General features: G+C 70.1%; 10 protein-coding genes and 1 tRNA gene. 5 read left to right on the forward strand and 6 right to left on the reverse strand.

Annotation, left to right across the window (positions count from 1 at the left end):
* The first annotated feature begins 88 nt into the window (after nt 1-88).
* Nucleotides 89-970, forward strand: coding sequence for an SDR family oxidoreductase (locus D0Z67_RS25310; protein ID WP_031181460.1), 882 nt, complete (start codon nt 89-91; stop codon nt 968-970).
* Here D0Z67_RS25310 and D0Z67_RS25315 read toward each other — a convergent pair.
* Complete coding sequence (locus tag D0Z67_RS25315) at nt 909-1472, reverse strand: DUF309 domain-containing protein (RefSeq protein ID WP_051887726.1); 564 nt, start codon at nt 1470-1472, stop codon at nt 909-911. The two genes, D0Z67_RS25310 and D0Z67_RS25315, sit on opposite strands and share 62 nt — an antisense overlap.
* A gap of 106 nt (nt 1473-1578) precedes the next feature.
* Here D0Z67_RS25315 and D0Z67_RS25320 point away from each other — a divergent pair.
* A tRNA-Pro gene (locus D0Z67_RS25320) sits at nt 1579-1652 on the forward strand.
* A gap of 70 nt (nt 1653-1722) precedes the next feature.
* On the opposite strand, the gene D0Z67_RS25325 is transcribed toward D0Z67_RS25320, so the two are convergent.
* The gene (locus tag D0Z67_RS25325) at nt 1723-2601 is read right to left on the reverse strand and encodes a helix-turn-helix transcriptional regulator (RefSeq protein WP_234312771.1); all 879 of its coding nucleotides are present in this window, start codon (nt 2599-2601) and stop codon (nt 1723-1725) included.
* Nucleotides 2602-2969: 368 nt separating this feature from the next.
* The gene (locus D0Z67_RS25330) at nt 2970-4040 is read right to left on the reverse strand and encodes an NAD(P)-dependent alcohol dehydrogenase (protein WP_031181457.1); all 1071 of its coding nucleotides are present in this window, start codon (nt 4038-4040) and stop codon (nt 2970-2972) included.
* A 594-nt stretch (nt 4041-4634) separates the two neighbouring features.
* Between D0Z67_RS25330 and D0Z67_RS25335 the strand changes: the two genes are divergently transcribed.
* From D0Z67_RS25335 to D0Z67_RS25345, 3 genes are all read left to right on the forward strand, one after another.
* Nucleotides 4635-5162: a YbhB/YbcL family Raf kinase inhibitor-like protein gene (locus D0Z67_RS25335; RefSeq protein ID WP_031181456.1), complete on the forward strand. Its 528-nt coding sequence runs from the start codon at nt 4635-4637 to the stop codon at nt 5160-5162.
* A gap of 190 nt (nt 5163-5352) precedes the next feature.
* Entirely contained in the window at nt 5353-6723 is a 1371-nt protein-coding gene (locus D0Z67_RS25340) for an NADP-dependent succinic semialdehyde dehydrogenase (RefSeq protein WP_031181455.1), read from the forward strand.
* Nucleotides 6720-9158 (forward strand): FUSC family protein, encoded by a 2439-nt coding sequence (locus D0Z67_RS25345; protein ID WP_051887721.1) that lies wholly within the window; start codon nt 6720-6722, stop codon nt 9156-9158. The genes D0Z67_RS25340 and D0Z67_RS25345 overlap by 4 nt, the downstream gene beginning before the upstream one ends.
* Here the strand turns inward: D0Z67_RS25345 and D0Z67_RS25350 are convergent.
* The 3 genes from D0Z67_RS25350 to D0Z67_RS25360 all read right to left on the reverse strand — a co-directional run bounded on the left by D0Z67_RS25350 (nt 9094) and on the right by D0Z67_RS25360 (nt 11851).
* The gene (locus D0Z67_RS25350; protein WP_037775109.1) at nt 9094-10008 is read right to left on the reverse strand and encodes a DMT family transporter; all 915 of its coding nucleotides are present in this window, start codon (nt 10006-10008) and stop codon (nt 9094-9096) included. The genes D0Z67_RS25345 and D0Z67_RS25350 overlap by 65 nt on opposite strands.
* A 31-nt stretch (nt 10009-10039) precedes the next feature.
* Complete coding sequence (locus tag D0Z67_RS25355) at nt 10040-11050, reverse strand: aldo/keto reductase (protein ID WP_031181452.1); 1011 nt, start codon at nt 11048-11050, stop codon at nt 10040-10042.
* A 105-nt stretch (nt 11051-11155) separates the two neighbouring features.
* Complete coding sequence (locus D0Z67_RS25360) at nt 11156-11851, reverse strand: type 1 glutamine amidotransferase domain-containing protein (RefSeq protein WP_031181451.1); 696 nt, start codon at nt 11849-11851, stop codon at nt 11156-11158.
* Between the last annotated feature and the right edge of the window lie 180 nt (nt 11852-12031).

The raw sequence follows: 12031 nt of genomic DNA on the forward strand, positions 1-12031 counted from the left end.
CCCCCCGGCGGAGCTTCCCCTCCTACCTGGGTACTCGGCACTTCCGGTGAGCCCGGACGGTCCGGGTTCCGCTGACGGAGGCGCCGCCATGTACGACAGCCCCCTCGCAGGCCGTACCGTCGTCGTGACCGGGGCCGCGCGCGGCCTGGGCGCGGCCCTCGCCCATGCCTTCGCCGAGCGCGGCGCACGGCTCGCGCTGCTCGGTCTGGAGCGGACGGAACTGGAGGGGGTGGCCGCCTCGCTCCCGCCGCCGGTGATCGCCCTGGAGGTCGACATCACCGACTTCCACGCGCTGGAGCGAGCGGCGGTGGAGGTACGGGACCGGCTCGGTGCGCCGTCCGTCGTCGTCGCCAACGCGGGGATCGCCGAGGGCGGCCCCTTCGCCGGTTCCGACCCGGAGTCCTGGCGGCGGGTGATCGACGTCAACCTCGTCGGCAGCGCCCTGACCGCGCGGGCGTTCCTCGCCGACCTGCTGATCACGTCCGGCTACTTCCTCCAGGTCGCCTCGCTGGCCGCGTTCGGCACCTCGCCGATGATGAGCGCCTACTGCGCGTCCAAGGCCGGCGTCGAGTCGTTCGCCCGCTCCCTCCAGGCCGAGGTCGCGCACGAGTCCGTCGGCGTGGGCATCGCCTACATCAACTGGACCGACACCGACATGACCCGCGACGCCGACAACTACCCCGTACTCCGCGAACTCCGCGCCCATATGCCGGCCCCGGCCCGCAAGGTCTACCCGGCGGCGGTGGTCGCGGAACGCCTGGTCCGCGCGGTGGAGCGCCGGCGCACGTCGGTGTACGTACCGGCGTGGCTGCGGCTCGCCCAGTGGGGGCGCGCGGTCCTGCCACCGGTCGTACGGCACGTCTCCAGCCGGGCACTGCCGCGCCTGCAGGAGGAGCGGGCGCTGCCGCCTACGGGGCTGCTGGGGGCGGGGGGAGTGGCGGACGAGGCGTGGCGGGGGCGGCGGGTGTAAGGCGCGGCGCCTCGGCGGCGGCGTCGACGGGGGCGGCGGTCCGCTCCACCCGCCCGGCGAGATCCTGGGCCCAGCCGGCGAGGGCGGGGAGATCGAGGCCGTAGGGGAGGGACCGGCCCTGTCCGGACCAGGCCGTCACCGCCGCCGCGCCCCGGCGCAGGAGACGAGGCCCGCCGGTGACGTTGCCCCGCGCGGAGTGGGTGAGGCCCACGGCGATCTGGGCGAGCCCGCGCCACAGCTCGCGTTCGGCGTCGGGGCCGGACTTCCAGGCGTCCTCGAACACCTCGTGCGCGTGGAACGGCTTCCCGGCGTCCAGCAGCGCCTGCGCCTCCGCGACGGTCTCCGCCGGGCTCCGCACCACCCCCTCCGGCTGCCGCTCGACCCCTTCGGCCCCGTACGGCAGCGGCCGCCCCAGCCCGTCCCGAGGCCGCGCGTTCCGCGCCCGCCCCTCCGTGTCCCGGTCGCGCCCGCCGCTCTCTCCGCCCGCCTCTGCGTCTGCCATGCGGCCGATTCTCCCCCTCCTCGCCCACGACCCGCTTCGGAGGAGTCCCCTACGTGGGGTAAAGTGCTGTTCGCGCGATCACGCGGGTCACCGCGAGTGAGCGCATCGGGACGTGGCGCAGCTTGGTAGCGCACTTGACTGGGGGTCAAGGGGTCGCAGGTTCAAATCCTGTCGTCCCGACTCGTGAGAGTCGCAGGTAAGGGCCGGTTACGGAGAAATCCGCAACCGGCCCTTTCGCCGTTCGCGGGGGTCACTCCGCCGTACCCCTGCCGCCCAGGTTCCTCAGATAGGAAGCGGGTGTGCTCCCGTAGGTCGCCTTGAAGTTCCTGATGAAGTGGCTGGCGTCCGCGAACTGCCAGCGTGCGGCGATCTCGGAGATCCTCGCCGTGCCGCCCAGCCGCCTGAGTTCCGCGTGTGCGCTCTGCAGACGGCGGCGGCGAACGAAGGCCATGACCGTGTCATCCGCGTCCGAAAAGGACCGCTGGAGTGTGCGCAGCGACACCCCGACGTTCTGGGCGACCATGGCGGGCGACAGGCGAGTGCTCCCGAGGTTCTTCTCGATGAAGTTCCGGGCGGCCGTCACCGTCGCGTTCGGGTGGTCCTGGATGGCGGACGCACGCTGATCGAAGAGCATGCCGGAGAAGAGAGCCGTGCACGCGTCCGCCGCGAGAGCCTGCGCCGAGGCGGAGCGGTGGAGATCGTCGCGGCTTTTCTCGACCGCCTCCAGGAAGTTGAGCAGGAAGCGGACCTCGGGGGTGCTGACGTCCGCCAGGTACGACCCGGTGACGCTCCCCGGTGACGCGGCGCGCGAGAACACCAGGTGCCGCGGGATGGTGACCACACGCACGCGCGTCGCGGGTTCGCAGTAGAACTCCCAGGAAGCCTTCGTGTCACGGATGCAGATACGGCCCGGTGTGACGACGTGCGAAGCCTGCCTGCTGGTGAACAGGATTCTTCCTGCGGTGACCAGGTCCGCCACGACGGGGTCCTCTTCCCGGTCGTCACCCGAGATCCCCGACAGGGAGTCGCAGTACACGCTGATCGACAGGAGGCTCTCGAAGTACTGGCCGTTCGCCAGGAACCGGAATCCGCTGCGGGCGTCGGGCTCCGGGATGGCCAGATGGTTCAAGTGGGCGAGGGGTCCCCCCTCCCAGGCCCGGACGATGTTCTCGGTGCGGTCGGTCTGCCGAACGGGCAGGTGTATCGCGGAGCGAAAATCCGTCGGGTGGCTCCGGCTCGACTGCGCGGATTCCGTGCCGTTCGCTTCTTGGTGAATCACCTGAGCCTCTTCTCAAGTGCATCTTGATCCGATCGCAGACTCGTCGGCGATCTAACTCACCGCATATACGGGTTGTCCAAATGATCAACAGCCGAGCGGCGCGGAAATTCGATCCCGGTTCTTCGCGCCTGCTGGCAAAGGCGCCACGGGGCGAGATTCGGCGCTCCTGTTCCATCCTTACGCCGCGGGTCGCGCTCACGGTCGCCGGCGGGGGTCGCCTAGTCCTCGAAGACGATGACCAGCCGGCCGACGACGTCCCCCCGGCCCAGAGCTTCGAGGTTCTCGTTGACGTCCTCGAGCTTGACCTTGGTGACATCGTGTTCGACGAGGCCCTTCTCGGCGAGCGAGAGCACCTCCACCAGGTTCGCGTGATTGCCCCAGAAGGAACCGAGGTAGGTGCGCTCGGTGCCCACGAAGGGGAACTGGGCGATGCTGACGTGATCGCTCATCAGGCCGACGCTCGCCACCACTCCCTCGGGGCCGAGCAGGTCGAAGGCCATCGGGATGGACTGCTCGCTGCCGACGCAGTCCAGGACGGCGTCGAAGGCCGCGCTGCCGGTGAGGTCCTCCAGCTCGCTCTGGATGGCCTCGATGGACTTGTCCCTGACGTTGATCGCGTAGTCGGCGCCGTTCTTCTTCGCCACGTCGAGCTTGTTGTCGGACCGGGCCAGAGCGACTACGGTCGCGCCGCCGCCGAGAAGCTTCGCGTACTGGACGCCGTAGCTGCCGAGGCCGCCGATGCCGGTGACGCCGACCACCCGGTCGGGGCCGATCTTCCCGGTGTCCCGGAGCTTCTTCATCGCCCGGAAGGGGGTGAGGCCCGCGTCGGTCATGGGGGCGAGCAGTTCGGGCCGCTTCGCGGCCTCCTCGGAGACCGGGATGGCGTGGTTGTACTGCACGGGCATGTACTCGGCGAATCCGCCCTGCGGGCCGAAGCCGACCCACCTGCCGTCGCCGCTGCAGAGCTGTTCGTTGCCCTCCCGGCACTGGCGGCAAGTACCGTCGCCCCAGCTCGGATTGACCACGACCATGTCACCGACCGCGTAGTCGACCGTGTCCGGGACGTCACTGCCGAGCTTGACCACGCGGCCTGCCACCTCATGACCCGGGATGTAGGGAAAGTCCACGGGAAAGGGGCCCTTGAAGTAGCCGTCGAGGAGTTGGTAGTCGCTGCGGCACATACCGACCGCGGCCACCTTGACGAGGATCTCGTCCGGTCCGGGTTCGGGGACGGGGACCTCCTCGATCCGGAGCGGTTCGTTGTACCCGTGCATTCGAGCTGCGCGCATCTTCATGGAGTAGCCGCCTTTCACTCGGGGTGAACGATGTCGCGGAACGGCCGCCGGCCTCGCGCCGACATCGCCGCAACCGACTGGATGAAAACCAGAATCCCGCACGGCTCCCTCGCCCTGCAACCGGGGAATTGAACATTGATGCACGATGGAACATGGGCGCCAATCGGCCTCCGATCCCAAAACGGCAAGCGGTGGTTGACCACTCGGTCGCCGTACCCGGAATTTCCGCGCCGGGGCAGGTGAATCCCGGGGCGATCGCGCGTCCCCATTGATGCCGGGGAGGGCGGCGATCGCCGTTCAGCGCCACCGCACGGACGAATGGGTATCTCCCGACGGCCGGCTCCACGGCCCGTCGGACGCGTCCTGGGCGGAGCGGGCCCCGGTCCCCGGGGCAGGGCTCCGGCCGGTCAGCCGAGGGTCCGGATTGCCGACCCGAAACGCTGCTCATAGCGTTGAATGACGGCCGCCGCAGCCACAGTTGCATCGCCGTCGCGGCCCCGGCGGGTCCGGCTGTCTCCACTGTTCGCTCAGCTGGAGGCCGGGCGGTCGCCTCCAGCAGATCCATCGCCGCGAATGTGAGAGGCCGTCATGATCAAGCCCTGTGGCCCGTACGACCATGTCCCGCCGATTCCAGCCTTCTCCCTCACCTCGCAGTCCGTCGCCCAGGGTGCGCCGCTGGCCGTGGAACAGGCGAGCGGGATCCTGGGGGCGGGCGGAGCGGACGTCTCCCCGCAGCTGAGCTGGTCGGGATTCCCCGAGGAGACCCGCAGTTTCACCGTGGCCATGTGCGACCCGGACGTGCCCACTGCCTCGGGCTTCTGGCACTGGGCCGTGGCCAATCTGCCCGCCTCCGTGACCGATCTCCCCGCCGGTGCGGGAGACGGGAGCGACCTGCCCGGTCACGCCGTGACGCTCGCCAACGACGCGGGCCACCGAAGGTACCTCGGGCCGGCGACGCCCCCCGGGAACGGCCCCGACCGCTACTTCCTGGTGGTGCACGCCGTCGACGTGGAGGAGTTGGAGGTGTCCGGGGCGACGGCCCCCGCGCTCATGGACTTCCTCCTGTTCACCCACGCGATCGCGCGGGCCTCCATGTTCGCCACGTACGAAAGGTGACCGAGGGGCGGGATGCGCGCCGAGGCCGGCGCGATCGGGAATGCCGAGTGGAACAGGAATGCCTTTTTTCTGGAATCCGAGTGCCACGTCCGATGCATTCTGATGAGAAAATGGGATCATTTCCGTCGCGGTGATCCTGCGGTAATTCCAGGAGTTGCCGACGTCAGATGCCGCTCGTATCCTTATCGATATGGCTATCGCATCAACGAATCCGGCTACGGGCGAGATTGTCGAGAGATTCGAGGAGCTGACTGCCGGTCAACTGGAGGACAGGCTCGCGCGGGCCGCGGCCGAGTCGTACCGGCTGACGAGCGTCGAGGACAGAGCGGGATGGCTGAGGGCCGCCGCCGACCATCTGGAGAACGAGGCGGACGACGTCGCCGAGCTGATCGTGACGGAGATGGGAAAGACCCTTCGGGCGGCCCGGCAGGAGGTGGCCAAGTGCGTCGCGGGACTGCGTTTCTACGCCGAGCACGGCCCCGGGTTCCTCCGCGACGTCGACGGCGACGGCGAGAGTGTCGGCGCGCGGCACACGTACGTGACGTACCAGCCGATCGGCACGGTCCTCGCGGTGATGCCGTGGAACCTCCCGCTCTGGCAGGCCATGAGATTCGCCGCCCCCGCGCTGATGGCGGGCAACGTGGGCCTGCTCAAGCACGCCTCCAACGTGCCGCAGTGCGCGCTGTACATGGAACGGCTCTTCCGCGAGGCGGGCTTTCCCGAGGACGTGTTCCAGACCCTGCTGATCCCGTCGGGCAAGGTGGCACAGGTTCTGCGCGACCCGCGGGTGGCGGCCGCGACCCTCACGGGCAGCGAGCCCGCCGGCCGGTCGGTGGCCTCCATCGCCGGCGAGGAGATCAAGAAGGTGGTCCTCGAACTGGGCGGCTCCGACCCCTTCATCGTGATGCCGTCCACGGACCTCGACCGGGCCACGGACGTCGCGGTCGTGGCACGCACCCTGAACAACGGGCAGTCCTGCATCAACGGCAAGCGGTTCTTCGTCCACGAGGACATCGCCGACGCGTTCATCGAGAAGTTCGTGGCCAAGATGGGGGCACTCGTCGTGGGCGACCCCATGGACCAGGACACCGACATCGGGCCGCTCGCGACGGAGTCCGGCCGGCAGGACGTCGAGGACTACGTCGAGGACGCCGTCGGCAAGGGCGCGACCGTGCTGGTCGGGGGGGAGCGTCCCGACCGGCCCGGCTGGTACTACCCGCCCACGGTGCTGTCCGGCACGACCCCGGAGATGCGGATGTACCACGAGGAGGTGTTCGGCCCGGTGGCGCAGGTGTTCGTCGTCTCCTCACTGGAGGAAGCCCTGCGGGAGGCCAACGGCCATCCGTACGGGCTGGGTTCGAACCTGTGGAGCGAGGACGAGGCCGAACGCGCACTGTTCGTGCGTGATGTCCAGTCCGGCATGGCCTTCATCAACGGCCACACCACCAGCTACCCCGAGATCCCGTTCGGCGGAGCCAAACGTAGTGGCTACGGCCGCGAGCTGTCGGACCTCGGCATGCGCGAGTTCATGAACGCCAAGACCGTCTGGGTGGGCGGGTGACAAGAGCGGAACGCGACGGTGGGCGCATCCATCCCGGCCGGCCCCCGGACGGCGCGCTCACATGGCTGCGCGGCCGCGATCCGGGACTGGCGGCGCTGCGGCGGGCACTTCGGGCGGCGATCCTGGCACCTTCGGTCCTCGCCGTCACGTACTTCGGTCTCGGACGGCCGGACATCGCGGTCTTCGCGGCCTTCGGCTCGCTGGTGCTGACGCTGTTCGTGGACTTCGGCGGCCCGATGCGCGAACGGATCGCCGGCCAGGCGGCGCTGATCCTCGCCACCACGGTCATCACCTGCCTGGGCACCCTGGCCGGCCAGACGCTCTGGCTGACAGGAGCGGCGACCTTCGTCATCGCGTTCTGCGTCCTGTTCTCCGGGATCGTCAGCTCCGCCCTCGCCGGCGCGACCACAGCGCTCCTGTTCGCCTACATCCTGCCGGTGACGCTCGGCGGTCCGCTCGGCGCGATCCCGGAGCACGTGATCGGGTGGGTACTGGGCGGTGCGGCCTCGATGATCGCCGTCACCCTGATGTGGCCGGTCCCCGCCAGCGACCCGCTGCGCGCGGCAGGCGCCCGCGCCTGTGCCCTGCTCGCCGGCAGACTGCGCGCCGAGGTCGACTGCGCGCCCGACCCGACCGCGCACGATCAGGCCCTCGAGACGGCGGTACGGCAGGCGGAGGAGGGCGTGGCCGACCTGCGGAAGACCTTCTACGGCACGCCGTACCGCCCCACCGGACTGTCGCTGTCGTCCCGGGCCGTGGTCCGGCTCGTGGACCAGGTGATCTGGCTCGGCTCCGTACTGCACCAGGACCCGCCGAGGAGCAGGGACCCGCTGAGCCAGCTCATGGTGTGCGAGACCAAGATGGCCACGGTGGACCTCCTGGAGCACAGCGCGGCGCTGCTGCAGGCCGATGTCTCGGTGCCGCACGGCCTCGGCCCCCGCGTCGACCGCCTCGAAGAGGCTCGGGCGGGACTGGAGAAGTCCATGATCGGGCTCCTGCCCCGTCGGTCTGCCGTCCCGGCGGCCCGTGCCGACCGCGGGGGAGTGCCGGCCGCCGCGCCTGCGGACGCCCTGATCGGTTCGCTCGGGCCCAGTTTCCGGGCCCAGAGCATGAGCTTCGTCGTGACCGCGATCGCGGGCAACGTCCAGCTCGCGGTGACCGCGCGGCAGCGGAGCCGGCGGGACAGGCTGCTCGGCCGTCGTCCCCCGGGAGCCGACTCCGCCCTGTCCTCGGCGCAGGAACGCTTCGCGGCACATCTGAGCCGCAACTCCGTCTGGCTCCACAACAGCCTGCGCGGGGCGGCGGCGTTGAGTCTGGCGGTGGTGATCGCCCACCTGACCGGTCTGCAGCACGCCTTCTGGGTGGCCTCCGGCACGCTCGCCGTCCTGCGTTCCAACGCCGTGAGCACGGGTCAGACGGTCCGACGGGCCCTGCTCGGCACGGTACTCGGCTTCGTCGTGGGCGCACCCCTCATTCTGGCGCTGGGCGCACATCCCGTCGTTCTGTGGCTGCTGCTGCCCCTGGCGATCGTCCTCGTGGGGATGGAGGCCGCCGTCACGTCGTTCACCGCCGGACAGGCCGGATTCACCGTCGTGCTGCTGGTCCTGTTCAGCATCATCGACCCCGAGGGCTGGCAGCTCGGACTCGTCAGGATCGAGGACGTGGCCCTCGGATGCGCCGTCAGCCTGGTGGTCGGCCTGCTGCTCTGGCCACTGGGTGCCGCGGCCGCACTGGGCCGGGTGCTCTGCGACGCCCTCGGCGACGGCGCGCGCTACCTGCGCGGTGCCGTCGTGACGGGGCTGGCGCTCTGCGACAGGGCAGGTGCCGCGGGCCCGGCTTCCGGGGGCGACGACCGCCGGCGGGCGCTTGCCTCCGCCCGCCGGCTCGACGACGCGTTCCGCGAGTACCTGGCAGAACGCGGCACCAAGCACCTCGCGCTGGCCGGCGTCACCGCGCTGGTGGACGCGGTCGCCATCCTCCGGCTGACCGCCGACGCCGTCACCGACCTGTGGTCCCGCGCGGGACACGCCCCCGGGAACGGCCGGGCCGAAGCCGGTCGCGAAATCCTCGACTCGTGCGCGGACGTCGTCTCGTGGTTCGAGTCGGCAGGCCGGGCACTGGCCGGGGACGGGGCCGCTCCCGGCCGCCCGCCCAGCCGTCCGGCCGTGGACGCGGCCCTGCACGAGAGCGTGGGCCGCGATCTGAGCGCGGGCACGGAACAGACCACGGCGACGGCCGTCAGGATGGTCTGGACGGCGGATCACCTCGACACGATGCGCCGCCTCCAGGCGGAGATCGACGGCCACGTCCGGGCCGCCGCGGCGTCCGTACGACGACAGCGCGCACGGCGGCGCAAGCTCAGGGCACGCGTCACATGGCCTCGGCCGCCGGCCGCCCGCGCCGGGGCTCGTCCCGGTTCTCCTCCGCGGGGTTGACGCACTTGGTGAGGCAGCGGGTGCGGGAGAGCGCGAACACCCCGTAGACCACCAGGGCCGCCCCCGCGAGCGCCGGGACGAGCCACCAGCCGCCGCGGGGCGACTCCGCGTAGAGCGTCACGCCGAGGAAGAAGCTGACCGCCGCGTCACCGAGCGTCAGAGCGGGCTGGGAGCCGATGATGGGGCCTGCCTGCATCGCGTACCCGAGCAGAATGACGGACACCGACCCGGCGATCGCGAAAGCGTAGGTCTGCCAGGCCAGGAAGAAGCCCGCCGCTCCCTCCTGGGACAGCACATCCATCGAGGACTTCACCAGGGCTGCCGTGAGCGCGTTGCCGATCGCCGCCGCGAGCGCGAGGCAGGCGGCTCGCGCGGCCCCCTGCGGGCGCCGCAGACCGACGACGACGAACGCGGCGGCGAGTCCGCCGAGGACGAGGAGCGCCGGAACCCACGCCATGCCCGGCACCTGAGGCCGCCCCCCGGAGGGTGCGGCCGAGAACAGCGCGACGGCCAGGCCGGAGAAGATGCAGATCACGCATCCCCACGCTCTCGGCGACACTCCGACCCGGAACACCACGCTGCCGAAGATCAGAGCCAGGGGCAGCTCGAGGATGAAGATCGGCTGGACGGTGGCCAGTGACCCCGACAGGAGGGCGAGAGCCTGGAACAGCGCCGCCAGAACGGTGCCCAGAATCCCCACGAACCAGGCCGGATTGTGCAGCAGGTCGCCGACGAGAGCGAGTCCCCGCCCGCGGGAACCGGGCACATGGACCACTGCCCGCCGCTGCAGCACGGTGCCCAGGGCATTGCTGGCAGCAGCAAGGACGGCGAAGATGACCCCGAGGATCATTCCGGTCGCACCGCCTCCGCGTCGGGGGTTCTCAGACGCCGCCGGGCAGGGGTGCCAGTGGGCTGACGAGGCCGGCTTCGCGGAGTTCCCGCCAGAACTCGACGGGGATGTCCTCCCGCAGGGCGGACAGGTCCTCGCTGATGCGGCTGGGTTTGGTCGCACCGGGGATGACCGCGTCGCTCACGGGGTGGGCGAGGGAGAACTGCAGCGCGGCGGCCTTGATCGGGACGCCGTGCCGGTCGGCGATCTCCTTGATGCGTCCGACCCGCTCGACGATCTCCGGGGGCGCGTCCTGGTACTCGAAATTGGTACCCCCGGCGAGGATGCCGGAACTGTAGGGGCCACCGACGACCATGCCGACGTCCTGCCGCTCCGCCATCGGCAGGAGCCGTTCCAGTGCGTGCGCGTGGTCCAGCAGGGTGTACCGGCCCGCCAGCAGGAAGCCGTCCGGCTTGGGCTCGTCCAGTTCGAGGGCGATCTCGATCGGTTCGGTGCGGTTGACCCCGAGCCCCCAGGCCCTGATGACGCCCTCGTCCCGAAGCCGGGACAGGACCCGGAAGGCACCCGTCCGCGCCTCCTCGAACTTGCCGAGCCACTGGTCGCCGTGGAAGTCCTGGGCGATGTCGTGCACCCAGACGATGTCCAGCCGGTCCACTCCGAGCCGTTCCAGGCTGCCTTCGATGGAGCGCTCGGTCGCTTCGGCCGTCCAGTCGTGCTGGATCTTGTTGGGCCTGCCGTGCGCGAACAGATCGCCCTTGTCGCCCAGATCCCTGCTGCCGGATTCGACCTCGTCGAGGATGACCCGGCCAACTTTCGAGGAGAGCACGAACTCGTCCCGCGGCTTCTGCGACAGCAGTTCGCCCAGGCGGATCTCGGCGAGCCCGGCTCCGTACAGCGGCGCCGAGTCGTAGTAGCGGATGCCCTGGTCCCAGGCGGCGTCGAGCGTCGCCGACACCTCTTCGTCCGAGACGGCGCGGAACATGTTCCCGAGGGGGGCCGTGCCGAAGCCTATGCGCCCGGGGAGAATCTGATCGAGGGCCATGATGGTTCCTTTTCGGGTGTTGGAGGCCGGCGTCCTGTCCGTGTCCGCCTCAAGGCCGTCGACCGGTGCATGCGGAGGAGGCACGTCCTGTGCCCGGCGGAACCCTCAGGTGAGAACCTTGAGCATCTCCTCGGCCAGCGGTCCGGACGACGCGGGATTCTGGCCCGTGTAGAGAGTTCGGTCCACCACCGTGTACGGCTCCCACACCGGGCCCCGCGAGTACTCCGTGGGCAGCTTCTTCAGCTCGTCCTCGAGCAGCCACTTGGCCCTGTCGGCGAAGCCGACACCGGCCTCCTCCTCGTTGCTGAACCCGGCCACCCGGTAACCGGCGAAGGGCGTGGTCCCGTTCTCGTCACGTGTGGCGAGGAGCGCGGCCGGAGCGTGGCAGACGATGCCCAGCGGTTTGCCCGACGCCAGAGTCTCGCGCAGCAGACGGGCGGAGTCCGCGTCGGAGGAGAGATCCTCCATCGGCCCGTGTCCACCGGGGTAGTACACCGCGTCGAAGTCGTCGATGCCGACCTGATCGAGGGGCAGCGGATGACGCAGCTCCTCGGCCGCCTCGATGGCGGATTCCAGCTCCAGGGAGTTCTCCTCCCCGCCGGTCATGCTCGGCCGCAGGCTCATCGTGTCCACGACGGGGACGACTCCACCCGGCGTCGCGACAGTGACCTTGTGTCCGGCCCTCGTGAACGCGGTGTAAGGGGCCACGAACTCCTCGGCCCAGTAACCGGTCGGGTGGCGGTGACCGTCCCGAAGTGTCCAGTAGCTCGCACCGGTCAGCACGAAAAGAATATCAGCCATCAATCTTCTCCTCTTTATTTGAAGGGGGGAGTGATGAGCCGTCAGACGGCGGCCTCAGGCAGACCCACTCAAGCTAACGCGGCGGGAGAACGGGGGCAACTTGCATAATGATGCAGCCATCCAGGTGCGGCGAACGAGACGCTGCCGTCCAACAATCTGGCGCGCTTGTCCAAGTGAAAT

This window comes from Streptomyces seoulensis (genome assembly GCF_004328625.1).
GTDB classification, from domain to species: domain Bacteria; phylum Actinomycetota; class Actinomycetes; order Streptomycetales; family Streptomycetaceae; genus Streptomyces; species Streptomyces seoulensis.